The organism is Pseudomonas sp. GW822-FHT03F04 (genome assembly GCF_058801405.1).
In genome coordinates this window covers 563,885-589,465 of the sequence record NZ_JBXANF010000004.1, presented here as the reverse complement: position 1 = coordinate 589,465, position 25,581 = coordinate 563,885, and the positions used below count along the sequence as shown (strand labels likewise).

Sequence of the window (25,581 nt, the reverse complement as noted above, 5' to 3'; positions counted from 1 at the left end):
AGCAAACCGTAGGCGATGCCCCCGGATCAATCCCGGAGCGAAGGAACCCGAGCCACAGCGAGGGCCGTACGTCAGGGTAGAGACCTTTTGGTTACTTTTGGGGCGTTTGCCAAAAGTGACCCGCCGTAAGGGCGGAACCCTAAGTAGCCGTTACCGCAGCAACGGATATACACACAAACCAAAACCACCCCAAAGAAAGTCCGATAACCGCCCACAAAAAAACGCCCCAATCTCTCGACCAGGGCATTTCCATCCAACTCAACCTACATATTCAACCTGGAAGCCTCAGTGCGAAACCGCCCCACTAGCCCCCAACCCCGTCTGCGAACGCACAAACTGCGGGAAGAACAGCGCACGCTCATTCTCTGCCGCCGCCGATTTATCGGTAACCGAGAAGAACCAGATCCCGATAAACGCAATGATCATCGAAAACAGCGCCGGATACTCGTAAGGGAAAATCGCCTTCTCGTGATGCAGAATCTGCACCCAGATGGTCGGGCCAAGAATCATCAGCCCCACCGCACTCACCAGACCCAGCCAGCCGCCAATCATCGCGCCACGAGTGGTCAGCTTCTTCCAGTACATCGAAAGCAGCAGCACCGGGAAGTTGCAGCTCGCCGCGATGGAGAACGCCAGGCCGACCATGAACGCAATGTTCTGGCTTTCGAACAGGATGCCCAGGCCGATGGCCAGGATGCCCAGTGCGATGGTGGTGATCTTCGAAACGCGAATCTCATCCTTGTCGTTGGCTTTGCCTTTCTTGATCACACTGGCGTACAGGTCGTGAGACACCGCCGAAGCACCGGCCAGGGTCAGACCCGCCACTACCGCCAGAATGGTTGCAAACGCCACCGCCGAGATGAAGCCGAGGAAGATGCTGCCGCCCACGGCGTTGGCCAGGTGCACCGCCGCCATGTTGTTGCCGCCGAGCAGAGCGCCCGCTGCATCTTTAAAGGCCGGGTTGGTGCTGACCAGCAGGATCGCGCCGAAGCCGATGATGAAGGTCAGGATGTAGAAGTAGCCAATGAAACCGGTTGCGTACAGCACACTCTTACGGGCTTCTTTCGCATCGCTCACGGTGAAGAAGCGCATCAGGATGTGTGGCAGGCCAGCGGTACCGAACATCAGTGCCAGACCGAGGGAGAACGCCGAGATCGGGTCTTTCACCAGACCGCCGGGGCTCATGATCGCTTCGCCCTTGGCGTGAACCTTGATGGCTTCGGAGAACAGGGTGTTGAAGTCGAAGTTGACGTGCTTCATCACCATCAGCGCCATGAACGAGGCACCGGACAGCAACAGCACGGCCTTGATGATCTGCACCCAGGTGGTCGCCAGCATGCCGCCGAACAGCACGTACAGGCACATCAGGATACCGACCAGAATCACCGCAACGTGGTAGTCGAGACCGAACAGCAGCTGGATCAGCTTGCCGGCACCGACCATTTGCGCGATCAGGTAGAACGCCACCACCACCAGCGAGCCGCAGGCCGACAGCGTGCGGATCTGGGTTTGCCCGAGGCGGTAGGACGCCACGTCGGCAAAGGTGTATTTACCCAGGTTGCGCAGACGTTCGGCGATCAGGAACAGAATGATCGGCCAGCCCACCAGGAAGCCGATCGAGTAGATCAGGCCGTCGTAGCCGGAAGTGAACACCAGCGCGGAAATCCCCAGGAAGGACGCCGCCGACATGTAGTCACCGGCAATCGCCAGACCGTTCTGAAAACCGGTGATTTTGCCGCCTGCCGCATAGTAATCGGCAGCCGACTTGTTGCGTTTGGAGGCCCAATAGGTGATGCACAGGGTCGCGCCGACGAACACCACGAACATGACGATCGCGGAAACGTTGAGCGGTTGTTTGTGGACTTCGCCGGTCAGGGCGTCAGCGGCCCAGGCGGCTGGAGCGAACGCTGCGATGCTCAAAAGAGCCAGTAGACGCCGGATCATTGCTGAGCCTCCTTGAGAATCGCATTGTTCAGGTCGTCGAACTCGCCATTCGCGCGGCGTACGTAGATACCGGTCAGGACGAAGGCCGAGACAATCAGCCCGACACCGATGGGGATGCCCCAGGTGATCGATGAACCGGCACTGATTTTGGTCCCGAGCACTTGTGGCCCGTACGCGATCAGCAGGATGAATCCGGAGTAGAGCCCTAGCATGATCGCCGAGAGTATCCAGGCGAACCTTTCCCTTTTTTTCACCAGCTCCTTGAAGCGCGGGCTGTTCTGAATAGAGAGGTAAATGCTGTCGTTCATTGTTTTTATCCTCGCAGCACAGATTTTTATTTTTGGAACATAGCCACTCTATGCGGCTGCGAGCCGGCTTCCAGACGACCTTAGTAGTAGAACGCCATGGCGTTTTTGCCAATTTCCAGACCACCCGAAAACGGCCCACTTTCCCTATAAAAAGAAGCGCCATAAAAAAGGCCACCCGGCTGTGACGCCGGGCGGCCCTGGGAAGCGCAGACTAGACGCTTCGACTTATATTACTTGGTCCAGTCAGCCACGCGATCAGGGTGTTTGGCCACCCAATCCTTGGCCGCTGCGTCAGGTTTGGCGCCGTCCTGAATCGCCAGCATGACTTCGCCGATTTCGTCTTTCGACGCCCACTGGAAGTTCTTCAGGAACTTGGCCACTTCCGGCGCCTTGGTCGCCAGTTCCTTGCTGCCGATGCTGTTCACGGTTTCAGCTGCGCCATACACGCCTTTCGGGTCGTCGAGGAAGCGCAGTTTCCACTTGGCGAACATCCAGTGCGGCACCCAACCGGTCACGGCAATGGATTCGTTCTTTTTCTCGGCACGGGTCAGCTCGGCAATCATGCCGGCGCCGGAACTGGCCTTGAGTTGATAGCCGGTCAGGTCGTAATCCTTGATCGCCTGGTCGGTCTTGAGCATCACGCCTGAACCGGCGTCGATGCCGACGATGCGCTTCTTGAAGCTGTCGTCGGTCTTCAGGTCTTCAATGGTCTTGGCTTTGACGTACTCCGGCACGATCAGGCCGATTTTCGCGTCCTTGAAGTTCGGGCCGTAATCGACGACCAGATCCTTGTTCTTCGTCCAGTATTCGCCATGAGTCACGGGCAGCCAGGCCGACAGCATGGCGTCGAGTTTGCCGGTGGCAACACCCTGCCACATGATCCCGGTAGCGACGGCCTGGAGCTTCACGTCATAGCCGAGTTTCTGTTTGATCACTTCGGCCGCCACGTGGGTGGTCGCCACGCTGTCGGACCAGCCGTCAACGTAACCGATGTTCAGGGTCTGTTTTTCAGCGCTGGCGAAAGTGGAGCTCATCGCAAGCACCAGAGCGGCACCTGCGCCTAAAAGTCGTCGCATCTTCATCGTTACTTCCCCGAAATGCTGCGCCCGACGGATGCCGGGCATCGTCAACGTATTGTTATGGTGCACAGCGCCCCCATCACGCCTGACCGCAAACTCGTTCGAACATCAGCGGAGTACTGATGAGTTCGATCATCAACCTGACGCACTCAGCGACCTGCTCTGCCAGCGACCTCGAAGCAACGAGAAACGACATCAGAAAGCCATTAACTGCGCCTGAATAATTGGCGCCAGACAATCCGCCCAAACTTTGCATGTCAAAATCATGCGGGCCACCAACCCCTCTATAAATGCAGGTAACATGCGTCGCTTTGCAGCCACTCGGCCTGACCATGTCCGCATCCTCCCGCTTCCCTTTTCTTCCTTATCTGTTCGCCTGCCTGCTTGGCCTGTTTGCGCTTTGCGGCTTCTGGTACGGCCTCGGCAAACCGGTGATCCTGCCGGACGTCGCCACCCCGACCCACAAGTTGCAGTGCGCCTCCTACACCCCGTTCGACAAGGATCAGTCGCCGTTCGACGTACCGTTCCGACTGCGCCCGGAGCGCATGGACGCCGATCTCGCCCTGCTCGCCACCCGCTTCGAATGCATCCGCACCTATTCCATGACCGGCCTCGAAGCCCTGCCTGATCTGGCGCGCAAGCATGGTTTGAAGCTGATGATCGGCGCCTGGGTCAACAGCAACCCGGTGGACACCGAGAAAGAAGTCGATCTGCTGATCGCCTCGGCCAACGCCAACCCGGATGTGGTCAGCGCGGTGATCGTCGGCAACGAAGCGTTGCTGCGCAAGGAGGTCACCGGGGCGCAATTGGCGAAGCTGATCAACAAGGTCAAGCGCCATATCAAGCAGCCAGTGACCTACGCCGATGTCTGGGAGTTCTGGCTCAAGCACCCGGAAGTCGCGCCGGCGGTGGATTTCCTGACCATTCACTTGCTGCCGTACTGGGAAGACGATCCGTCGAACATCGACGCCGCCTTGCAACACGTGGCGGATGTACGCCAGGTGTTCGGCAACAAGTTCGCGCCCAAGGATGTGATGATTGGCGAAACCGGTTGGCCGAGCGAAGGTCGTCAGCGTGAGACCGCGTTGCCGAGCCGGGTCAACGAAGCCAAGTTCATTCGTGGTTTTGTCACCCTCGCCGAACAGCAGGGCTGGCATTACAACCTGATCGAAGCTTTCGACCAGCCGTGGAAGCGCGGCAGCGAAGGCGCGGTCGGCGGTTACTGGGGACTGTTCGATGCCGATCGTCAGGACAAAGGCGTACTGGCCGGGCCGGTGTCGAACGTGCCTGACTGGTCGCGCTGGCTGGCGCTCGGTGGTCTGATCTTTGTCGGCACGTTGATGCTTGGCGGTCGGGTTCGCACCACACGCTCAGCGTTGGTGCTGCCATTGCTCGGCGCCCTCGCCGCGTGCTCGATCGGCGCCTGGGGCAATCTGGCATGGCTGACCACGCGGTTCGCCAGCGAATGGGTGTGGGTCGGCTTGCTGACTGCGTTGAATTTGCTGGTGCTGGCACACGCCGCGCTGACCTTGAGCGCCCGCAACGGCTGGCGTGAGCGCGCCTTCAACGCCTTCGAACGACACGCCGGCTGGCTGGTCGCTGCCGTCGGTTTCGCGGGTGCGGTGATGGCGCTGGAGATGGTGTTCGATCCACGCTATCGCAGCTTTGCGAGTGCGGCGTTCATTCTGCCGGCACTGGTTTACCTGTGCCGCCCGGTGCCGGTAGCCCGTCGGGAGATTGCCCTGCTGACCTTCATCATAGGTGCGTGTATTGCGCCGCAGTTGTACCGTGAAGGTCTGCAGAATCAGCAGGCCTGGGGCTGGGCGCTGGTCAGCGTGTTGATGGTGGCGGCGTTGTGGCGCTGCCTGCGGGTTCGCAAAGGCTGACCTTCAGCACCTGAAAGTACTGCATCGCGGGTGAGCCCGCGATGCATGACTACCTGGCGTCGCGCGACTCCCGCACCAGCCGCAACCCGGCAATCACCACCGCAAACACCGCCAGCGTGGTGTTGTACAAAGCCAGCGCCGGGAACCCGAACACCAGCGCCAGCACCGCCAGCCACCACCCTGCCCGACCCGGCACGATAAAGCCGATCACCGCCGCCGCGATTGCCGCCCAGCCCAGCATCTGGAAATGAATCATCAGGCCCAGGCTCGAGCGCACCGAGCATTCCCAACGGCTCGCTTCATCCACGCAGATGCCCACCCACTGCGCGTCCTCCATGAAGCCAAAACGCGCGCCATAACTGGCGGCCAGCCATAACGGCAAAAGAACGAGCAGCAGAATCACGGGCAAGCGGCGGGACATGGAACACTCCAAACGATGAAATCGGCGGCCAGCTTAATCGCCTGCCAGCCGTGTGCAAGAACTAACAACTCTTAACTGGTCATTCAATCCGTGCAAAGTGTATCGTCCGGCTACTATTACCCCGAATTCCGTCTGATTGGTGCCGATGCGTGGCACTTTGGCGCAAACCCAGTGGTCATAGCCTGCGAACCTCATTCGGCACCTTCCTTTAAGGGATTCAGTCATGCTCCGATCCTTGCGCTTCGTCGCCCTGCTGGGCGGCCTTATTCTGAGTGCGTCCGCGCTGGCGGTGGATATCGACGCCGCCAGTTATGGCTATCCCCTGACCAACCCGTTCGAAGCGACCATCGCCACCACGCCGCCGGACCTGCGTCCGGAGTTGCCGTCGGACGACGACATCAATCAGACCGACCGCAGCGTCACCCTGCGCCCGGAACGCGAATTCATCCTGCCGGACAATTTCTGGCCGGTGAAAAAACTGACGTATCGCATCGCCACCCAGAACAAGGCCGCCCCGCTGATCTTCCTGATCGCCGGCACCGGCGCACGCTATGACAGCACCCTCAACGAATACCTGAAAAAGCTCTACTACAAGGCCGGCTACCACGTGGTGCAGCTGTCCTCCCCGACCAGTTTCGACTTCATGAGCGCTGCCTCGCGTTTCGCCACCCCCGGCGTGACCAAGGAAGACGCCGAAGACATGTACCGGGTGATGCAGGCCGTGCGTGCGCAGAACCCGAAACTGCCGGTCACCGACTATTACCTCAGCGGCTACAGCCTCGGCGCGCTGGACGCAGCATTCGTCGCCCACCTGGACGAAACCCGCCGCAGCTTCAACTTCAAGAAAGTCCTGCTGCTCAACCCGCCGGTCAACCTCTACACCTCGGTCACCAACCTCGACAAGCTGGTGCAGACCGAGGTCAAGGGCATCAACAACAGCACCACATTCTATGAACTGGTGCTGGGCAAGCTGACCCGTTACTTCCAGCAGAAAGGTTACATCGATCTCAACGATGCCCTGCTCTATGACTTCCAACAGTCCAAGCAGCACTTGAGCAACGAGCAGATGGCGATGCTGATCGGCACCTCGTTCCGCTTCTCGGCGGCGGACATTGCCTTCACCTCGGACCTGATCAACCGTCGCGGCCTGATCACCCCGCCGAAATTCCCGATCACCGAAGGCACCAGCCTCACGCCGTTCCTCAAGCGTGCGCTGCAATGTGACTTCGACTGCTACCTCACCGAACAGGTGATCCCGATGTGGCGCGCCCGCACTGATGGCGGCAGCCTGCTGCAACTGATCGATCAGGTCAGCCTGTACGCCCTCAAGGACTACCTGCACGACAGCCCGAAAATCGCCGTGATGCACAACGCCGACGACGTGATCCTCGGCCCGGGCGACCTCGGTTTCCTGCGCAAGACCTTCGGCGATCGCCTGACGGTTTATCCACTGGGCGGCCATTGCGGCAACCTTAACTACCGCGTCAACAGCGACGCCATGCTGGAGTTCTTCCGTGGCTAAATATCTCCTGCTGTTTGCAGCGTTACTCTGTGCAGGCGTGGCCCAGGCCGACAACAGCAAAGCCAACGCACCCGTGGTAGTCGACAGTGACGGCTTCAAGGAGCCGCTGTCCAAACTCAAGTTCAACCCGGGGCTGGACCAGCGCGAGTTCGAGCGCTCTACGCTCAACGCGCTGAACGTGTATGACCCATTGGAGTCGTGGAACCGTCGGGTCTACCACTTCAACTACCGCTTCGACCAATGGGTGTTCCTGCCGGTAGTCGACGGCTATCGCTACGTCACGCCCGGTTTCGTGCGCTCCGGCGTGAGCAACTTCTTCAACAACCTCGGCGACGTGCCGAACCTGGTCAACAGCCTGTTGCAGTTCAAGGGCAAGCGTTCGATGGAAACCACCGCGCGCCTGCTGCTCAACACCACCATCGGCATCGCCGGCCTGTGGGACCCGGCCACCGCCATGGGCCTGCCGCGCCAGAGCGAAGACTTCGGCCAGACCCTGGGCTTCTACGGCGTACCGGGCGGCGCCTACTTCGTACTGCCGATCCTCGGCCCGTCGAACATCCGCGACACCGCCGGCCTCGCCGTGGACTACACCGCCGAATCGGCGATCAACTACCTGAACGTGTCGAAAGTCAGCGAAAACCACCCGGAAATCTGGGCGCTGCGTGCAGTCGACAAGCGCTATCAGACCCACTTCCGCTACGGTCAGATGAACTCGCCGTTCGAGTACGAGAAGGTGCGCTACGTGTACACCGAATCGCGCAAACTGCAGATCGCCGAGTAAAATCGGCAGCCACAAAAAAGGCCATTCGATGCGAATCGAATGGCCTTTTTCATTGAGCAGAAGATCAGCCCTTCAGCGCTTTCCAGAGCTTGCCGACGACCGATACAACAGCCAGCACCACCGCACCCGCGACAACCCCCGCCACACCATTGAGCAACACGGGTACTGCAAACCCTACGCTACCCGCCGCTGCGCCTATGCTCTCGATCCAGTGATGCACCACCGGTACGCCATGGGTCAGGATGCCGCCGCCAACCAGGAACATCGCCGCCGTGCCGATCACCGACAGGCCTTTCATCATGTAAGGCGCAGCGCGCAGGATCGCGTTGCCGATGAGTTTCGCCGCAGCGCCAGGTTTCTGGGTCAGCCACAGGCCGAGGTCATCGAGTTTGACGATGCCGGCCACCAGGCCATAAACGCCCACGGTCATGACGATGGCGATACCCGACATCACGATCACTTGCTGGGTCAGCGAAGCCTCGGCCACGGTGCCGAGGGTGATGGCAATGATTTCCGCCGAGAGGATGAAGTCGGTGCGGATTGCGCCTTTGATCTTGTCCTTCTCGTAGGCCACCAGATCGGTCGCAGGATCGGCCACCGCTTCGGTCAACTGCGCATGCTCGGCCTGATCTTCGTCCTTGCCGTGCAGCAGCGGGTGCGCGAGTTTCTCGAAGCCCTCGAAGCACAGATACGCGCCGCCGACCATCAACAGCGGCGTCACCAGCCACGGCACAAAGGCACTGATGGCCAGCGCCGACGGCACCAGGATCAGCTTGTTGACGAACGAGCCCTTGGCCACCGCCCACACCACGGGAATTTCCCGCTCGGCGCGCACGCCAGAGACCTGCTGGGCATTGAGCGCCAAGTCATCGCCGAGCACCCCGGCGGTCTTCTTGGCGGCCATTTTGCTCATCAACGCCACATCATCCAGAACGGTGGCGATGTCGTCGATCAGCACCAGCAAACTGCTTCCTGCCATGAATCTTGTTTCCTTATGTGAATAATGCCGCGCAGCATACCGCGACTGCAGACCACACGGGGCATTGTTGAGCGCCGCGCGAGGCCGGTGCTACCATGCGCAACCGCCAGTACAGGCAAGGAACCACCGGGTTTATGAGCACAATCCGCGAGCGCAACAAAGAACTGATCCTGCGTGCCGCCAGTGAGGAGTTCGCCGACAAGGGCTTCGCTGCGACCAAAACCAGCGACATCGCCGCCAAGGCGGGATTGCCCAAGCCCAACGTCTACTACTACTTCAAGTCCAAGGAAAACCTCTACCGCGAGGTTCTGGAAAGCATCATCGTGCCGATCCTGCAGGCCTCGACTCCGTTCAACCCGGACGGCGTACCGAGCGAAGTGCTGAGCGGCTACATCCGCTCGAAGATCCGCATCTCCCGCGACCTGCCGTTTGCCTCGAAGGTGTTCGCCAGCGAAATCATGCACGGCGCCCCGCACCTGAGCGCCGACCTGGTCGAGCAGCTGAACAGCCAGGCCAAGCACAACATCGACTGCATCCAGAGCTGGATCGACCGCGGCCAGATCGCCCCGATCGACCCCAACCACCTGATGTTCAGCATCTGGGCCGCGACCCAGACCTACGCCGACTTCGACTGGCAGATCTCCGCCGTGACCGGCAAGGAAAAGCTCGACGAGGCCGACTATGAAGCCGCGGCGCAAACCATCATCCGATTGGTCCTCAAGGGCTGCGAACCGGACTGACAGCGCGACACACACGCAAAAAAAATCGCAGGCCTGGCCAAAGCGTCCTGAAGACGTGGCCAGACCTGCGATTTTTTTGTTTCAGGCGTCGCTACCCATCAACCAGCGCAGCGCTTGCGGCAAGGAGGTGCTCCAGTCGTCCGGGAAGGAATGCCCGCCTTCATGGGTACGGGATTTGACTTCGTTGCCGTCACTGAACAGTTTGCGGAAGTCAGTGGCCATCTGCTGATTGCCCGACCCTTCCATCTTGCCGTTGATCACAAACACCCTTTTGCCGTGCGCCTTGCTCACCGTCGGTGTCGGCTGTCGGCCGCCAGGTGACAGCAACAGAGCACCTGCGTAGTCATCCGGATGTTGCGCCAGCAAGGCGCCCGCGTGTTGTGAACCTTGAGAGAAGCCCATCAGGTAGACGTGCTTGCGATCGATGCATTGCTGCGCCTCCAATTGCTTCAAGCCGTTCTGCACCGTCTGATGGGTGCCTTCAAAGCCCGGGCCGATCCAGCGGAAGCTGTCCACCGCATTGATCATCTCGGTACCGTTGATGCCAAGGATAATGGCCCCGGTATCAGCGAGTGGTTGGTAGCTCTCGTCGAGCTCGCCGTTGATACCGTAGCCGTGCAGCCAGACCACCACCGGACGGCACGCCTTGGGCGCGGGAATATCCGCCGACGGGTTGAGCACTGAAATGGCGCCGACCTTGCCGGGAGCGATGGTCTTGTAGCGCTGCTGCGCACTGGCCAATACGGCTTTGTAGGTGGCGGTCTCGCGCAGGTCGGAAAAATCCTCGTCGCCGGCCAGCAATGGGCCGAACCACATGCCACGATCGTCAGCCTCTTGCAGGAAGCGCAAGGCCAGTTTGTCGTCACCACGGCGGGCAAACAGCGCGGCAACCTGATAAGGCGCGAGCATCTGCTTGGGGTCTTCACGAGTGGCCGCCAGATAAACAGCAATGGCCTGCAAGGTATCGGTGTCTTCGAGCTTCTCGGCCCGCGCCATCAATTCAGGAACATCGTCGGCATTGATCAGCGCGGTAACCACCGGGCTCAGCGCCTGGAACGCGATGTCTTCGGCGTCCAGCGGTTCGGCGGCGTGCAGAAAGGGAGTGATGAGGGTCATGGCCGTGGCCAGAGAAAAGCCAAGTAGCGTCTTCACGCTGATCTTCCTTGATACAAAAACGGGGCGGCAGTCTATCGACGCCACCCCGATTCGTCATCACCTCAATACCAACCGGGGTGATTCAGTTCCCGTCAGGCCGCCACCCCCGCATCCGCCCGCAGATCCAGGGCCTCCACAGCCTTGATCGCCACTTGCTCATCGACATCCGACAGATCGCCGCTGATGCCGATCGCTCCCAGCACGTTCCCCGCCTGATCACGAATCAACACACCACCCGGTGCCGGCACGACGCTGCCCTGCCCCATGCTGTTGAGCGCGGCGATGAAGGCCGGGCGTTGTTGCGCGTCCAGCGCCAGCAGGCGCGAGCCCTTGCCCAGGGCGATGGCGCCCCAGGCTTTGCCGATGGCGATGTTCGGGCGCAGCAGGCTGGCGCCGTCTTCGCGTTGCAAGGTGACCAGGTGGCCGCCGGTATCCAGTACTGCAATGGTCAGCGGCGCGGCGGAGATCGCCCGCCCTGCGCTGATGGCTTCGTTGACCAGGTTGACTGCGACTTTCAAGGTTAAAGCGCTCATGGTGCCGTCCTCATTTTGTTATTGGGAAAGCCGTTGGGCTGCGCGTTTGTGCCGCAGCCCGATGCAACAAATAGAACACAATGAATTATTTTTTTGTATACAATAATTCTCGAAAAGCGCTCCATGCGACGAAAAGCCACAGCAGAACAGGCTTCCGACGAATGAAACAGCCGCTTGAGAAAATGGATTGACCTGCGCCGTCCGCCGTGAATACACTCTGCGCAAAGCCACTTGTATACAATTACAAAACGTAAAGAGGCACAAAACCATGAGCAAAATGAGAGCAATCGAAGCCGCCGTTCTGGTGATGCGCCGTGAAGGGGTTGATACCGCTTTTGGCATTCCGGGCGCTGCAATCAACCCGCTGTATTCCGCCCTGCAGAAAGTCGGTGGCATCGATCACGTCCTTGCTCGCCACGTTGAAGGCGCCTCGCACATGGCCGAGGGCTACACTCGCACCAAGGCCGGTAACATCGGCGTGTGCATCGGTACTTCCGGCCCTGCCGGCACCGACATGGTCACCGGTCTGTACAGCGCCTCCGCGGACTCGATCCCGATCCTCTGCATCACAGGGCAAGCCCCTCGCGCCCGTATGCACAAGGAAGACTTCCAGGCGGTCGACATCACCAGCATCGTCAAGCCAGTGACCAAGTGGGCGACCACCGTTCTGGAGCCGGGCCAGGTGCCTTACGCGTTCCAGAAAGCCTTCTTTGAAATGCGCTCCGGCCGTCCAGGCCCAGTGCTGATCGATCTGCCGTTCGACGTGCAGATGGCTGAAATCGAATTCGACATCGACGCCTACCAGCCACTGCCGCTGGCCAAGCCAAGCGCGACTCGCGTGCAGGTTGAAAAGGCCCTGGCACTGCTCGATCAGGCCGAGCGTCCATTGCTGGTCGCCGGTGGCGGCATCATCAATGCCGACGCCAGCGACCTGCTGGTGGAGTTCGCCGAGCTGACCGGCATCCCGGTCATCCCGACCCTGATGGGCTGGGGCACCATTCCGGACGATCACCCGCTGATGGTCGGCATGGTCGGTCTGCAGACTTCGCACCGTTACGGCAACGCCACGATGCTGAAATCCGACGTGGTGCTGGGCATCGGTAACCGCTGGGCCAACCGTCACACCGGTTCGGTCGACGTGTACACCGAAGGTCGCAAGTTCATTCACGTCGACATCGAAGGCACCCAGATCGGCCGCGTGTTCACCCCGGACCTGGGCATCGTTTCCGACGCTGCCGCCGCGCTGACCGTGTTCATCGAAGTCGCTCGTGAATGGCAAGCCGCCGGCAAACTGAAAAACCGCAGTGCATGGCTGCAAGACTGCCAGCAGCGCAAGTCCAGCCTGCAACGCAAGACCCACTTCGACAACGTGCCGGTCAAGCCGCAGCGCGTGTATGAAGAAATGAACCAGGTGTTCGGCAAAGACACCTGCTACGTCAGCACCATCGGTCTGTCGCAGATTGCCGGCGCGCAGTTCCTGCACGTCTACAAGCCGCGTCACTGGATCAACTGCGGCCAGGCGGGCCCATTGGGCTGGACCATTCCGGCAGCGCTGGGCGTGGTGAAGGCCGATCCGAACCGTAAAGTCGTGGCCCTGTCGGGGGACTATGACTTCCAGTTCATGATCGAGGAACTGGCGGTCGGCGCTCAGTTCAATCTGCCGTACATCCACGTCGTGGTGAACAACTCGTACCTGGGGCTGATCCGTCAGGCCCAGCGCGGGTTCGAAATGGACTACTGCGTGCAGCTGTCCTTCGATAACCTGAACGCGCCGGAACTCAACGGTTACGGTGTCGACCACGTCGCGGTTGCCGAAGGCCTGGGCTGCAAGGCGCTGCGTGTGTTCGAACCATCTGAAATCGCCCCTGCCCTGCGCAAGGCCGAACAGATGATCGAAGAGTTCAAGGTGCCGGTGATCGTCGAGATCATTCTGGAGCGTGTGACCAACATCTCCATGGGCACCGAGATCAACGCCGTCAACGAATTCGAAGACCTGGCGCTGGTCGGCAACGATGCGCCAACGGCGATTTCGCTGCTCGATTAAAACTGCTTGCCGTTCGTTCCCGCGCCGGGCGCGGGAACGATCACTCTAACGGGAGACCACCATGCCGCGTTTCGCAGCCAACCTGTCCATGCTGTTCACCGAACAGGATTTCCTTGCCCGTTTCGACGCCGCCGCCAAGGCTGGCTTCAGCGGTGTTGAATACCTGTTCCCCTACGATTTCAGCTCTGCCGAAATCAAGGCCAAACTCGACGCCAACGGTCTGACCCAAGTGCTGTTCAACCTGCCGGCCGGTGACTGGGCCAAGGGCGAGCGCGGTATCGCGTGCCTGCCGGACCGGGTCGAAGAATTCCGTGCCGGGGTCGATCTGGCCATCGCTTACGCACAGGTGCTGGGCAACACCCAGGTCAACTGCCTGGCCGGTATCCGTCCGCAGGGCGTGGACGATGCCACCGTTGAAAAGACCTTCGTCGCCAACCTCAAGTACGCCGCCGACAAGCTGCAAGCCGTCGGTATCAAACTGGTGATGGAAGCGATCAACACCCGCGACATCCCGGGTTTCTACCTGAACAACACGGCGCAGGCCCTGTCGATTCGCGAGCAGGTCGGCAGCGCCAATCTGTTCCTGCAATACGACATCTATCACATGCAAATCATGGAAGGCGATCTGGCCCGCACCCTGCAATCGCACCTGGCCGAGATCAACCATGTGCAGCTCGCCGACAACCCGGGCCGCAACGAGCCGGGCACTGGCGAGATCAACTACCGCTTCCTGTTCGAACACCTCGATCGCATCGGTTATCAGGGCTGGGTCGGCTGCGAGTACAAACCGCTGACCACCACTGAAGCGGGCCTCGGCTGGCTGAAAACCCACAACGCGATCTGACCCCCTATTTGCTTGAGCAAGACAAAAACAAGAGGATTTTCTCATGGCTAAAATCGGATTCATCGGCACCGGCATCATGGGCCACCCAATGGCGGCGAACCTGCAGAAAGCCGGTCACAGCCTGTTCCTGTCGGCGCACCACGACGCCGCCCCTGCCGACCTGGTCGCCGCTGGCGCCGTCGCCCTGGCCAACCCACGCGAAGTGGCGCAGGAAGCTGAATTCATCATCGTCATGGTGCCGGATACCCCGCAGGTCGATGACGTGCTGTTCCGCGCCGACGGCGTCGCTGCCGGCATCGGCAAAGGCAAGGTCGTGATCGACATGAGCTCGATCTCGCCGACCGCCACCAAAGCTTTCGCGGCGAAGATCAACGAAAAAGGCGCGCAATACCTCGACGCTCCAGTGTCCGGTGGTGAAGTCGGCGCCAAGGCTGCGACCCTGAGCATCATGGTCGGCGGCGACGCCGATGCCTTCGAACGCGCACTGCCGCTGTTCCAGGCCATGGGCAAGAACATCACCCTGGTCGGTGGCAATGGCGACGGTCAGACCGCCAAAGTCGCGAACCAGATCATCGTCGCCCTGAACATTCAGGCCGTCGCCGAAGCCCTGCTGTTCGCTTCGAAAAACGGTGCCGATCCGGCCAAGGTGCGTGAAGCGCTGATGGGCGGTTTCGCGTCCTCGAAGATCCTCGAAGTGCATGGCGACCGCATGATCAAAGGCACCTTCGATCCGGGCTTCCGCATCAGCCTGCACCAGAAGGACCTGAACCTGGCCCTGCAAGGCGCCAAGGAGCTGAACATCAACCTGCCGAACACCGCCAACGCCCAGCAAGTGTTCAGCACCTGCGCGGCCATCGGTGGCAGCAACTGGGACCACTCGGCGCTGATCAAGGGCCTGGAACACATGGCCAACTTCTCGATTCGCGACAAGAAGTAAGCCCTGCCCTGCCCCCAGTGTGGAAGCAGCCCTGCTTCCACACTGGACCGAGTTGCCCTTCCAATAACAAGAATTCCGGGAGCCCGCCATGTCGGTCGATCCGCAACAACTGCTGCGCGAGCTGTTTGCCACAGCCATCGACGCGGCCCATCCGAACCAGGTCCTCGAAGCCCATCTGCCTGCCGATCGCAGCGGTCGCGTGATCGTCATCGGCGCCGGCAAGGCTGCCGCTGCCATGGCGCAAGTGGTCGAACGCTGCTGGGAAGGCGAAGTCTCGGGCCTCGTGGTGACCCGCTACGGTCACGGCGCCCCGTGCGAAAAAATCGAAGTGGTCGAAGCCGCGCACCCGGTGCCGGACGCTGCCGGTCTGGCCGTGGCCAAACGGGTGCTGGAACTGGTCAGCCACCTGACCGAAGACGACCGCGTGATTTTCCTGCTGTCCGGCGGTGGCTCTGCCCTGCTGGCGCTGCCGGCCGAAGGCATCACCCTGGCCGACAAGCAGTCGATCAACAAAGCCCTGCTCAAATCCGGCGCGACCATCGGCGAGATGAACTGCGTGCGCAAGCACCTCTCGGCGATCAAGGGCGGACGCCTGGGCAAGGCCTGCTGGCCTGCGACTGTTTATACCTATGCGATTTCCGATGTACCGGGCGACCTCGCCACGGTCATCGCCTCCGGCCCGACCGTGGCCGACCCGAGCACCAGCGCCGAAGCGCTGGCGATCATCAAGCGCTACGGCATCGAGATTCCGGCGTCGGTGCGCAGCTGGCTGCAAAGCCCGGAATCGGAAACCGTCAAACCCGGTGATCCGAGCCTGGCCCGCAGTCACTTCCAGTTGATCGCCCGCCCTCAGCAATCGCTGGATGCGGCGGCGGTGAAATGCCGTCAGGCCGGTTTCAGCACGCTGATTCTCGGCGACCTGGAAGGCGAATCCCGCGAAGTGGCGAAAGTCCACGCCGGCATCGCCCGCCAGATCATTCATCACGGCCAGCCGCTGGCAGCGCCGTGCGTGATCCTCTCAGGCGGCGAAACCACGGTGACCGTGCGCGGCAATGGCCGTGGCGGACGCAACGCCGAATTCCTCCTCAGCCTCACCGACAGCCTCAAGGGCCAGCCGGGCGTCTATGCCTTGGCCGGTGACACCGACGGCATCGACGGCTCGGAAGACAACGCCGGCGCGATCATGACCCCGGACAGCTACGCCCGCGCCGCCGCCCTGGGCCTGAGCGCCAGCGACGAGCTGGATAACAACAACGGTTACGGCTACTTCGAGGCGCTCGATGCGCTGATCGTCACCGAGCCGACCCGCACCAACGTCAACGACTTCCGCGCCATCCTGATCCTCGAGAGCTCTAAATCATGACGCCTGACAAAAAGGTCAAAATCCTCGCCACCCTCGGGCCTGCCGTCGACGGCATTGAAGACATCCGCGAGCTGGTCGAGGCCGGGGTCAATATCTTCCGCCTCAACTTCAGCCACGGCGATCACGCCGACCACGCCAAGCGCTATCAGTGGATCCGCGAAGTCGAGCGCCAGCTCAACTATCCGCTCGGGATCCTGATGGACCTGCAAGGGCCGAAGCTGCGGGTCGGCAAGTTCGCTGACGGCAAGGTTCAGTTGCATCGCGGTCAGGCGTTCCGCCTTGATCTGGACGCGACGCCGGGCGACGAACGCCGGGTGAACCTGCCGCATCCGGAGATCATCGCCGCGCTGGAAGCCGGGATGGACCTGCTGCTGGATGACGGCAAACTGCGTCTGCGCGTCGTCACCAAATACACCGATGCGATCGACACCACCGTGCTCAATGGCGGCGAATTGTCGGATCGCAAAGGCGTGAACGTGCCGCAAGCGGTGCTCGACCTGAGCCCGTTGACCACCAAGGATCGCCGCGACTTGAGCTTCGGTCTGGAGCTGGGTGTGGACTGGGTCGCGCTGTCGTTCGTGCAGCGTCCGCAGGACATTATCGAAGCCCGCGCACTGATCGGCGACAAGGCGTTCCTGATGGCGAAGATCGAGAAGCCGTCGGCCGTCGAGCAACTGCGCGAAATCGCCGAACTGAGCGACGCGATCATGGTGGCTCGCGGTGACCTCGGCGTGGAAGTGCCGGCCGAGAGCGTGCCGCAAATCCAGAAAAACATCATCACCACATGCCGCCAACTCGGCAAACCGGTGGTGGTGGCGACGCAGATGCTCGAATCGATGCGCTTCTCCCCGGCGCCGACCCGCGCCGAAGTCACCGACGTTGCCAATGCCGTGGCCGAAGGCGCCGATGCGGTGATGCTGTCGGCCGAAACCGCGTCCGGCGAGTACCCGCTGGAAGCCGTGCAGATGATGAGCAAGATCATCCGCCAGGTGGAGAACGGTCCGGATTACCAGACCCAACTCGACGTCAGCCGGCCGAAAGCCGAAGCGACCGTGTCCGATGCGATCAGTTGCGCGATCCGTCGCATCAGCAACGTGCTGCCGGTGGCGGTACTGGTCAATTACAGCGAGTCCGGTGCATCGAGTCTGCGTGCGGCGCGGGAGCGGCCAAAGGCGCCGATCCTCAACCTGACACCGAACCTGCAGACCGCCCGCCGTCTGAGCGTGGCGTGGGGCATTCATTCGGTGGTCAATGATCGCCTGCGTCAGGTGGATGAGGTGTGCTCGACCGCGCTGGAAATCGCTCAGGCTCAAGGAATGGCCGAGCGTGGCGATACGTTGCTGATCACCGCGGGTGTGCCGTTTGGGCAACCGGGGTCGACTAATTCGCTGCGGATCGAAACATTGATTTAAGTAACACCTGTGTGGCGCGGGAGCGTGCTCCCGTCGCTCGGCATGACGGTTTCCACAAGAGACACCGCATTAGCCGGGTACGAGCTCCCTCGCCACAGCTTCAAGCAAGACCTTTTGATTTCCCCACTGCCCAGATTCTCCAGACATGCCTGCCAACCATTTCAACACCCACTGCCCCGACTGGGCCGAGGCCTTGCTCAACGGCTTCAGTCAGATATTCCTCCAGCGCCATCCGCTGTGTGGACTCCTGTGCCTTTTGGCCATTTTATTCACCGCGCCGGTGCTGTTCGCCGGCGCGCTGCTCGGCGCGGTCGCCGGTTTGCTCACCGCGCAACGCCGCAACTATGCCAAGGCGGATCGCCAGGCCGGACTGTTCAGCTACAACGGCGTGCTGGTCGGCCTGTTGCTGAGCCTGTATTTCCCCTGGTCGCCGATGCTGCCACCGCTGATTCTGGCGGCCGGTGGTCTGAGCGCGATGATCACGCAGCAGTGGCTCAAACGCGCACGCCTCACTGAATACCTGCCCGCCTACACTGCGCCGTTCGTGTTGCTGAGCTGGGTATTCCTGTGTTTCGCCGAGCCTTCGACGCCGGCACCGGCACTTGAACTGAACACCCTGAACCTGCTCGGTGCTGCCCTGAAAGGCTTTGGTCAGGTGATGTTCCTCGACCATCCGTTGGCCGGTGGATTGATCGCTGCCGGTTTGCTGATCGCCGATCGCCGAGCCTTCGCCTGGGCGCTGTTGGCTTCGGTGATTGGCCTCGGTTCCAGCCTGTTGCACCACGACAGCCAGGTCGCGCTGCTGGGTCTGGGCGGCTACAACGCGGTGCTCGCCGCCCTCGCCTTCAGCGCACAACGCCAGCAACCGTGGTTGCCGCTGTTCGGCATCGGCCTGGCACTGTTGTTGACGCCACTGTTCAGCGCCCTGGGTCTGGCGACCCTCACGGCGCCCTTCATTCTCGCCTGCTGGCTGCTGCGCACCGGCATTCGCCTGATGCGCCAACCGCAGATCAACGCCGCGCCTTGCGCTAACGGGGAGAATCAACCTAGGCTGCGCTGATTGATGGCCAAGGCGATGTGCATGAACGGTAACAACACGTGGCGTGATCGCCTGTACGTGATCATTTTCCAGACCGACACGGTGGCTGGCCGCCGTTTCGACAAGACCCTGCTGCTGATCATCTTCGCCAGTCTGGTGATCGTGATCCTCGACAGCATCGACGACGTCCACCAGAACTACGCCAATGTGCTGGCGTATATCGAATGGGGCTTCACGGTCATCTTCCTCGGCGAGTACCTGCTGCGCCTGTACTGCTCGCCCAAACCGCTGCGCTACGCCTTCAGTTTCTACGGGCTGGTGGACTTGCTGGCGATCGTGCCCGGCATCCTCGCGCTGTATTACAGCGATGCCCAGTACCTGCTGATCATCCGGGTGATCCGGATGCTGCGGATCTTCCGCGTACTCAAGCTCGGCCCGTACCTGAAACAGGCGCATTACCTGCTCGATGCCCTGCGCGGCAGCAAGCAGAAAATCCTCGTGTTCCTGCTCAGCGTCTGCACCCTGGTCACGGTGTTCGGCACCTTGATGTACGTGGTCGAAGGCCCGGAACACGGCTTCACCAGCATTCCCAAAGGCATCTATTGGGCTATCGTGACCCTGACCACCGTGGGTTACGGCGACATCGTGCCCAAGACCGTTCTCGGCCAGGTGATTTCGTCGCTGGTGATGGTGACTGGTTACTCGATCATCGCCGTGCCCACCGGGATTTTCACCGCTGAACTGGCCACGGCCATGCGCGGGGGTCAGTTGCAGCACGACTGCCCGGTGTGCACAAAAAACAACCATGAACAGGAAGCGTCGTTCTGCTCCCGTTGTGGCAATGCGCTGTTCAAGAAAATGGAATAAGCAAAGTTCTTTTTAATCTTTAAGTGACTATGCGCGCCCCGCTATAGTCGCTGGCAAATGGCCTCATCTTTGTAAAGACACCCCCTACAGAACAAGGAATGCGCAGTGAAAAAACTCTTTGGCGCCTCACTTCTCGCCGCTGGTCTTGCCTTCGGTAGCGTCGCTCAAGCCGCACCGACCCTGCTCAACGTTTCCTACGACGTGATGCGCGATTTCTACAAGGACTACAACGCTGCGTTCCAGAAACACTGGCAGGCCGAACACAAAGAGAGCATCACCGTGCAGATGTCTTTCGGTGGCTCAAGCAAGCAGGCGCGCTCGGTCATCGACGGCCTGCCGGCTGACGTCATTACCATGAACATGGCCACCGACATCAACGCCCTGGCGGACAACGGTCAACTGGTGCCGAAAGACTGGGTCACCCGTCTGCCGAACAACAGTGCGCCGTTCACTTCGGCCACTGTGTTCATCGTCCGCAAAGGCAACCCGAAAGCCCTGAAAGACTGGCCGGACCTGCTCAAGGACGGCGTGCAGGTGATCGTGCCGAACCCGAAAACCTCGGGTAACGGCCGCTACACCTACCTGTCGGCGTGGGGCTATGTGCTGAAAAACGGCGGTGACGAGAACAAGGCGAAAGACTTCGTCGGCAAGCTGTTCAAGCAAGCGCCAGTGCTGGACACCGGTGGCCGCGCCGCGACTACCACGTTCATGACCAACCAGATCGGCGACGTGCTGGTGACCTTCGAGAACGAAGCCGAAATGATCGCCCGCGAGTTCGGCCGCGACCAGTTCGAAGTCATCTACCCAAGCGTCTCCGCCGAAGCCGAGCCGCCGGTGTCGGTGGTCGACAAAGTCGTCGAGAAGAAAGGCTCTCGCGCCGCTGCCGAGGAATACCTGAAGTACCTGTGGTCGCCGGAAGGCCAGGAGATCGCCGCCGCCAACTACCTGCGTCCACGTGACCCGGCGGTACTGGCCAAGTACACCGACCGCTTCCCGAAAGTCGACTTCCTGTCGGTCGAGAAGACCTTCGGCGACTGGCGCACCGTGCAGAAGACCCACTTCAACGATGGCGGGATCTTCGACCAGATCTACAGCGGCCAGTAAGGCGTGAGCTGACATGAAAAAGGCGACCTGAAGAGGTCGCCTTTTTTATGCGTTCACATCGGCGGTTTCACGCCATCCTTGCCGGCCGAGATCGATTGCGCGGTCAACGTGCCGTCCGCACTCTGGGTGACGAAGGTGACGATCTTCACCCCAACCTTGAGCAGGCTGCGATCGCCGGGCGCCAGGTTGACGATCGGCACATCCTCCGGCACCAGGATCTTCTGCTGGCCGCCCTTGTAGTTGACGGTCAGCACCCGGCCGTTGCTCACCACCAGATCGCCGACGCTGCCATTGGTCATGCTGCTGCCCTTGGCCAGGTCGAACGGCCGATGGCCATCGCCGCTGCCGGCCAGCTCCGGCGGGAAGACATGCACCTCCAGCGCCTTGAGCGTCCCATCCTCCTGGGGAATGGCTGCCGAGCCAATGTAACTGCCGGGCTTGATGTCTTCGATATTGGCCAGGGTAACCGCGCGGACCTTGGTGTCCGGGGTCAACTGAACCACCACGTTTTCACCGCTGTTGACGTGAACCTTGAGCGACTCGGGGCTGACCCCGGTAATTTCGCCGCGCACGCCAATGCGCATCCCCGGGGCGTCACCGGCGTAGACGCTGCCGGCGCTGAGCACGCCGATCAATGCAAGAGTCGTGGTGTGGCGAAGCAGCTGACGAAACATCGCAATCCTCCGGTTGTTCGCAGGTGGAAATCCACTGACAACATAAGCACGCTATCGAACAAGATGTAAGTGAATGTATCATCGCCCCTCCCCGGTCGGACGCAAGGTTCGCCGATGGACGACACCTCACCGGCCGCCACCTATTCCGCAACGGAATAACTGATATCGATCCAAGGCTTCTACCGCCGGCCCGGTTCGTCCCTTAGCCTCACCGCATTCCTTTTCGCTGGATCGAGAAACCCTATGACCGCCACAACTCACGCAATGACCCGAGGCATGGTGCTGCTGTTCGCTTTCTGCTGCGGCGCCATCGTTGCCAACATCTACTACGCCCAGCCGATCATCGGCCTGATTGCCCCGGACATCGGTCTGACCGACACCATGGCCAGCTTCATCGTGTCGCTGACCCAGATCGGTTATGCGCTGGGCCTGTTTTTCCTGGTGCCGCTGGCGGATCTGCTGGAAAACCGCCGCTTGATGATCATCACCACGGTGGTGGCGATTGCCAGTCTGCTCGGGGCGGCGTTCACCGATCAGCCCAATGTGTTCCTGCTGATTTCGTTGCTGGTGGGTTTCAGCTCGGTGTCGGTGCAGGTGCTGATTCCATTGGCGGCGCATCTGGCACCGGAAGAATCCCGTGGCCGGGTGGTCGGCGGGATCATGGGCGGTCTGCTGCTGGGCATTCTGCTGGCGCGGCCGGTGTCGAGCGTAGTCGCCGACCATTTTGGCTGGCGGGCGATGTTCATGATCGCGGCAGGGTTGATGGCGGCAATCAGCGTCGTCCTGGCGTTGACCGTGCCCAAGCGCCAACCGGATCACAGCGCTTCCTACGGCCAGTTGCTCGGATCGTTGTGGACACTGCTGCGCAAGCAACCGGTGCTGCGTCAGCGGGCGTTCTACCAGGCCTGCATGTTCGCCACCTTCAGCTTGTTCTGGACCGCCGTGCCACTGGAACTGGCGCGCAACCATGGCCTGTCCCAGAGTGAAATCGCGATCTTCGCCCTGGTCGGCGCCATCGGTGCGATTGCCGCGCCGATCAGCGGACGCCTGGCCGACGCCGGCCACACTCGCGTCGCCTCGCTGCTGGCCATGCTGTTCGCCAGCCTGAGCTTCCTGCCCGCCTTCATCCACCCGGCCTACAGCGTGATAGGCCTGGCCGTGACCGGCGTCGTGCTCGACTTCTGCGTGCAAATGAACATGGTACTCGGCCAGCGCGCGGTCTACTCCCTCGACGCCAAAAGCCGCGGTCGCCTCAACGCGCTGTACATGACCAGCATCTTCATCGGCGGTGCCTTCGGCTCGTCGATCGCCAGCGCGGTGTATGAGCACGGCGGCTGGCTGTGGATCGTGATCGTCGGCAGCGTGTTCCCGTTACTGGCACTGGTGCGGTTCTTGAGTGTTTCGCAAAAGGGTGTTTTGGCGACTGCCTAGAAACTTGAAAGCACTGTCGGATCGCTGATCCGACAGTGCCTGATGCTCAATGCCGAACCAGTTTTTCCATGGCGGCATCCGCCAGAAAGGAAGAGCGGCTTTTGACATTATGTTCTCGCACGTAGCGGTCAATCCGCTGGATGACGTAACCGGGCAGTGTCACATTGACCTTTTCGGTCTTGCCCATGTAGGGCGAGATGTCCAGCTCCAGCATGCCCCAACCCATGTCCGCGAACTCTGGATTGTTGCGATGAGCAGCCGCAGAAGTCGGCATCGGAATCGAATCACCTTCCGCTGCAATCTCCTGCAGCATGATGTGTGCAATCTCGACGGCAGCGTTGTAGGCATCCTCAAACGTATCTCCGGCCGTCACAGCGCCGGGAATATCGGGGATCTGAATACCGATGGCGGTGTTCTCGTCGCCCCACTCGATGCAGATTGGATATTGCATTACGGATCTCCTTTGTAACTGGCTGGCGGGTTGTGCAACCCGGCACGCCTCCTGATGCTCTTGACCGTTCCGACCGGCAAATCCTTTTTCGGGTGAGGAACGGGAATCGTGTAAGGGTTGTAACGGTGCGTGAAGATGTGATGACTGCCGGTAACCCGATCCAGCGTCCAGCCTGCCTCCTCCAGCTCCTTGATCAATAACCTGCTCTGCACCAAGCGTCTCCTTGCTTCGGCCAAACAAAAGTAACCCTAGAGTTATATTTACTCAAGCACAGAAATTCGCAGAACGACGGTCGGTTATGTTGCAGCGTGTTTTCCAGAACCGTTGCAATCACCGCATGCCGTTTGAGGACGCCACGCACAACCCGCATTACACTCAGCACCCTCACCCCATCAAAACCGCCCGAACAATCCGCCCCCCCCCAAGGAGTTGCCATGACCCGTCGTACCTTCCTCATCACCGGCGCCAGCAAGGGTATCGGGCGGGCGCTGGCCGAGCATCTGGATCGGGCCGGGCATCGGGTGGTGGGGATTGCCCGTAAGCCGGATCTGAGTTTCCCGGGGATTCTGTTTCCGCTGGACCTGAGTGATCGCAAGCTCGCCGGTGAAGTGCTGGCGGATCTGGCGCGCACTTATGAGTTCGACGGACTGGTGAACAATGTCGGGCTGGTGCGACCGCAAGCGTTGGGGGAGATCGATCTCGATGCGTTCGACGACGTGATGCGGGTCAACCTGCATTCGGCCTTGCAGGCGACTCAGGCATTGTTGCCGGGCATGCGCACGCGCGGCTGGGGTCGGGTGGTGAACATTTCCAGCCTGACCGTGCTCGGTATCTCTCAGCGCACCGCGTATGCGGCGGCGAAAGCGGCGCTGGTCAGTTTCACGCGCTCGTGGGCGCTGGAGCTGGCGCAGACCGGGATTACCGTCAACGCCGTCGCGCCGGGACCGACCGAGACAGAACTGTTTCGCGCCAACAACCCGCCGGGCAGCGAAGGTGAAGCGCGGTATCTGGCCGGGGTGCCGATGGGCCGTCTCGGGCAACCGGAAGAGATCGCTTCGGCCATTGCCTTTCTGTTGTCCGAACAAAGCGGATTCATCACCGGGCAGACCTTGTTTGTCGACGGCGGCGCCTCGGTCGGCAAAGCCGCGTTCTGATCACTGGCACAGGGACACCCGATGGACCGCCTCGCCGCCATGGAAACCTTTGTCTACGTCGTGGAAACCGGTTCGTTTTCCGCTGCCGCCCGGCGGCTGAATATCGGTCAGCCGGCCGTGTCGAAAACCATCGCCCAACTCGAAACCCGACTCGCCGTGCGCCTGCTGTTGCGCTCGACCCGAGGCCTGACGCCGACAGAAGCCGGGCTGGCGTTTTTCGAACGGGCCAAACGCACCCTCGAAGAAGCCGACGAGGCCGACAATGCAGCTCGCGGCGCCGCCAGCGGCCTGAGTGGCAACCTGCGCATCAGCACCGCCGTCACCTTCGGCCGGATGCATGTGGTTCCACACCTGGGGCCGTTCCTCGATCAACACCCGCAGCTCAATGTCGACCTGCTGCTCGACGACCAGAACATCAACCTCGTGGAAGAAGGCATCGACGTTGCCCTGCGCCTGGGCCCGCTCAGCGACTCCGGCCTGACCGTACGCAAGATCGCCGAATGCCGGCGCGTCGTGCTGGGCACGCCGGCCTACTTTGCCAGTCACGGTAAACCCGCCTGCCCTGCCGATCTGACCCAACATCGCGCCGTCATCTACAACCGCGGCGGTGGCGCGACCTGGCATTTCAACAAGGATGGCGAAGAACAGTCCGTGACCGTCAATGGCCGCCTGCGCGTCAGTGCTGCCGAAGGTTTGCGTGAGGCGGTTCTCGCCCATCAGGGCCTGGGGCTGGGCTCGGAATGGATGTTTGCGCCGGAACTGGCCAGTGGCGCAGTGAAGGCTGTCATGAGCGACTGGGTGTTGCCGAAGCAGGAGCTGTGGGCGGTGTTTCCGACGGGACGGATGGCCAGCGCCAAGGCGCGGGCGTTTGTTGAATATGTGCAGGGGGTGTTGGCGGAAATGTCGTAAAACC

General features: G+C 61.1%; 25 protein-coding genes. 15 read left to right on the top strand and 10 right to left on the bottom strand.

Annotated features, from left to right (window positions below; genetic code table 11):
- Nucleotides 1-285 precede the first annotated feature (285 nt).
- The 3 genes from AC1RMX_RS12410 to AC1RMX_RS12400 form a co-directional block, all read right to left on the bottom strand.
- The gene (locus tag AC1RMX_RS12410; protein WP_096822124.1) at nt 286-1,944 is read right to left on the bottom strand and encodes a cation acetate symporter; all 1,659 of its coding nucleotides are present in this window, start codon (nt 1,942-1,944) and stop codon (nt 286-288) included.
- Nucleotides 1,941-2,252 carry a DUF485 domain-containing protein gene (locus tag AC1RMX_RS12405; protein WP_096822125.1) on the bottom strand — a complete coding sequence of 104 codons (312 nt, stop codon included), beginning with the start codon at nt 2,250-2,252 and terminating at the stop codon, nt 1,941-1,943. Before AC1RMX_RS12405 ends, AC1RMX_RS12410 begins: the two co-directional genes overlap by 4 nt.
- A 230-nt stretch (nt 2,253-2,482) precedes the next feature.
- Nucleotides 2,483-3,334, bottom strand: a complete 852-nt coding sequence (locus tag AC1RMX_RS12400) for a glycine betaine ABC transporter substrate-binding protein (RefSeq protein ID WP_096822126.1) — start codon at nt 3,332-3,334, stop codon at nt 2,483-2,485.
- 287 nt (nt 3,335-3,621) lie between these two features.
- On the opposite strand from AC1RMX_RS12400, the gene AC1RMX_RS12395 reads away from it, so the two are divergent.
- Nucleotides 3,622-5,217 (top strand): glycoside hydrolase family 17 protein, encoded by a 1,596-nt coding sequence (locus AC1RMX_RS12395; RefSeq protein WP_493072053.1) that lies wholly within the window; start codon nt 3,622-3,624, stop codon nt 5,215-5,217.
- Between the two features lie 49 nt (nt 5,218-5,266).
- Here AC1RMX_RS12395 and AC1RMX_RS12390 read toward each other — a convergent pair whose 3' ends face one another.
- Nucleotides 5,267-5,638 (bottom strand): hypothetical protein, encoded by a 372-nt coding sequence (locus AC1RMX_RS12390; RefSeq protein WP_493072051.1) that lies wholly within the window; start codon nt 5,636-5,638, stop codon nt 5,267-5,269.
- Between the two features lie 223 nt (nt 5,639-5,861).
- Here AC1RMX_RS12390 and AC1RMX_RS12385 point away from each other — a divergent pair, with 223 nt between their 5' ends.
- Both AC1RMX_RS12385 and AC1RMX_RS12380 read left to right on the top strand, forming a co-directional pair.
- Complete coding sequence (locus tag AC1RMX_RS12385; protein ID WP_493072049.1) at nt 5,862-7,160, top strand: serine/threonine protein kinase; 1,299 nt, start codon at nt 5,862-5,864, stop codon at nt 7,158-7,160.
- A complete protein-coding gene (locus AC1RMX_RS12380; protein WP_096822130.1) occupies nt 7,153-7,941 on the top strand; it encodes an MlaA family lipoprotein in 789 nt (262 codons plus the stop codon). The genes AC1RMX_RS12385 and AC1RMX_RS12380 overlap by 8 nt, the downstream gene beginning before the upstream one ends.
- Nucleotides 7,942-8,005: 64 nt before the next feature.
- On the opposite strand, the gene AC1RMX_RS12375 is transcribed toward AC1RMX_RS12380, so the two are convergent.
- Complete coding sequence (locus AC1RMX_RS12375; protein ID WP_493072047.1) at nt 8,006-8,920, bottom strand: DUF808 domain-containing protein; 915 nt, start codon at nt 8,918-8,920, stop codon at nt 8,006-8,008.
- A 134-nt stretch (nt 8,921-9,054) separates the two neighbouring features.
- Here AC1RMX_RS12375 and AC1RMX_RS12370 point away from each other — a divergent pair, with 134 nt between their 5' ends.
- Nucleotides 9,055-9,660 (top strand): TetR/AcrR family transcriptional regulator, encoded by a 606-nt coding sequence (locus AC1RMX_RS12370; protein ID WP_096822132.1) that lies wholly within the window; start codon nt 9,055-9,057, stop codon nt 9,658-9,660.
- Between the two features lie 81 nt (nt 9,661-9,741).
- Here AC1RMX_RS12370 and AC1RMX_RS12365 read toward each other — a convergent pair whose 3' ends face one another.
- Nucleotides 9,742-10,812, bottom strand: a complete 1,071-nt coding sequence (locus AC1RMX_RS12365) for an alpha/beta hydrolase-fold protein (RefSeq protein ID WP_493072045.1) — start codon at nt 10,810-10,812, stop codon at nt 9,742-9,744.
- A gap of 95 nt (nt 10,813-10,907) precedes the next feature.
- On the bottom strand, nt 10,908-11,348 hold the full coding sequence (locus AC1RMX_RS12360) for a GlcG/HbpS family heme-binding protein (RefSeq protein ID WP_085710524.1): 441 nt from the start codon (nt 11,346-11,348) through the stop codon (nt 10,908-10,910).
- Between the two features lie 268 nt (nt 11,349-11,616).
- On the opposite strand from AC1RMX_RS12360, the gene gcl reads away from it, so the two are divergent.
- From gcl to AC1RMX_RS12320, 8 genes are all read left to right on the top strand, one after another.
- Nucleotides 11,617-13,392: a glyoxylate carboligase gene (gene gcl / locus AC1RMX_RS12355; RefSeq protein ID WP_096822134.1), complete on the top strand. Its 1,776-nt coding sequence runs from the start codon at nt 11,617-11,619 to the stop codon at nt 13,390-13,392.
- A gap of 61 nt (nt 13,393-13,453) precedes the next feature.
- The gene (gene hyi / locus AC1RMX_RS12350) at nt 13,454-14,236 is read left to right on the top strand and encodes a hydroxypyruvate isomerase (protein ID WP_007959286.1); all 783 of its coding nucleotides are present in this window, start codon (nt 13,454-13,456) and stop codon (nt 14,234-14,236) included.
- Between the two features lie 43 nt (nt 14,237-14,279).
- Nucleotides 14,280-15,173 carry a 2-hydroxy-3-oxopropionate reductase gene (locus AC1RMX_RS12345; protein WP_007959284.1) on the top strand — a complete coding sequence of 298 codons (894 nt, stop codon included), beginning with the start codon at nt 14,280-14,282 and terminating at the stop codon, nt 15,171-15,173.
- Between the two features lie 88 nt (nt 15,174-15,261).
- Nucleotides 15,262-16,536 (top strand): glycerate kinase type-2 family protein, encoded by a 1,275-nt coding sequence (locus AC1RMX_RS12340; RefSeq protein WP_096822136.1) that lies wholly within the window; start codon nt 15,262-15,264, stop codon nt 16,534-16,536.
- Nucleotides 16,533-17,948, top strand: a complete 1,416-nt coding sequence (gene pyk / locus AC1RMX_RS12335) for a pyruvate kinase (protein WP_096822137.1) — start codon at nt 16,533-16,535, stop codon at nt 17,946-17,948. Before AC1RMX_RS12340 ends, pyk begins: the two co-directional genes overlap by 4 nt.
- Before the next feature lie 145 nt (nt 17,949-18,093).
- Nucleotides 18,094-19,008 (top strand): urea transporter, encoded by a 915-nt coding sequence (locus AC1RMX_RS12330; RefSeq protein WP_096822138.1) that lies wholly within the window; start codon nt 18,094-18,096, stop codon nt 19,006-19,008.
- A 21-nt stretch (nt 19,009-19,029) separates the two neighbouring features.
- Entirely contained in the window at nt 19,030-19,854 is an 825-nt protein-coding gene (locus tag AC1RMX_RS12325; RefSeq protein ID WP_096822139.1) for an ion transporter, read from the top strand.
- A gap of 105 nt (nt 19,855-19,959) precedes the next feature.
- Nucleotides 19,960-20,958: a sulfate ABC transporter substrate-binding protein gene (locus AC1RMX_RS12320; protein ID WP_102620357.1), complete on the top strand. Its 999-nt coding sequence runs from the start codon at nt 19,960-19,962 to the stop codon at nt 20,956-20,958.
- Between the two features lie 53 nt (nt 20,959-21,011).
- Here AC1RMX_RS12320 and AC1RMX_RS12315 read toward each other — a convergent pair whose 3' ends face one another.
- The gene (locus AC1RMX_RS12315; RefSeq protein ID WP_096822141.1) at nt 21,012-21,632 is read right to left on the bottom strand and encodes a DUF5666 domain-containing protein; all 621 of its coding nucleotides are present in this window, start codon (nt 21,630-21,632) and stop codon (nt 21,012-21,014) included.
- A gap of 243 nt (nt 21,633-21,875) precedes the next feature.
- On the opposite strand from AC1RMX_RS12315, the gene AC1RMX_RS12310 reads away from it, so the two are divergent.
- Nucleotides 21,876-23,063 (top strand): MFS transporter, encoded by a 1,188-nt coding sequence (locus AC1RMX_RS12310; RefSeq protein WP_249484155.1) that lies wholly within the window; start codon nt 21,876-21,878, stop codon nt 23,061-23,063.
- Between the two features lie 46 nt (nt 23,064-23,109).
- On the opposite strand, the gene AC1RMX_RS12305 is transcribed toward AC1RMX_RS12310, so the two are convergent.
- On the bottom strand, nt 23,110-23,514 hold the full coding sequence (locus AC1RMX_RS12305; protein WP_096822143.1) for a type II toxin-antitoxin system HicB family antitoxin: 405 nt from the start codon (nt 23,512-23,514) through the stop codon (nt 23,110-23,112).
- Nucleotides 23,514-23,726, bottom strand: a complete 213-nt coding sequence (locus AC1RMX_RS12300; protein ID WP_096822144.1) for a type II toxin-antitoxin system HicA family toxin — start codon at nt 23,724-23,726, stop codon at nt 23,514-23,516. Before AC1RMX_RS12300 ends, AC1RMX_RS12305 begins: the two co-directional genes overlap by 1 nt.
- A 222-nt stretch (nt 23,727-23,948) precedes the next feature.
- Here AC1RMX_RS12300 and AC1RMX_RS12295 point away from each other — a divergent pair, with 222 nt between their 5' ends.
- Nucleotides 23,949-24,668, top strand: a complete 720-nt coding sequence (locus AC1RMX_RS12295; RefSeq protein WP_493072041.1) for an SDR family oxidoreductase — start codon at nt 23,949-23,951, stop codon at nt 24,666-24,668.
- Between the two features lie 21 nt (nt 24,669-24,689).
- Nucleotides 24,690-25,577 (top strand): LysR family transcriptional regulator, encoded by an 888-nt coding sequence (locus AC1RMX_RS12290; protein ID WP_493072039.1) that lies wholly within the window; start codon nt 24,690-24,692, stop codon nt 25,575-25,577.
- Nucleotides 25,578-25,581: the final 4 nt, after the last annotated feature.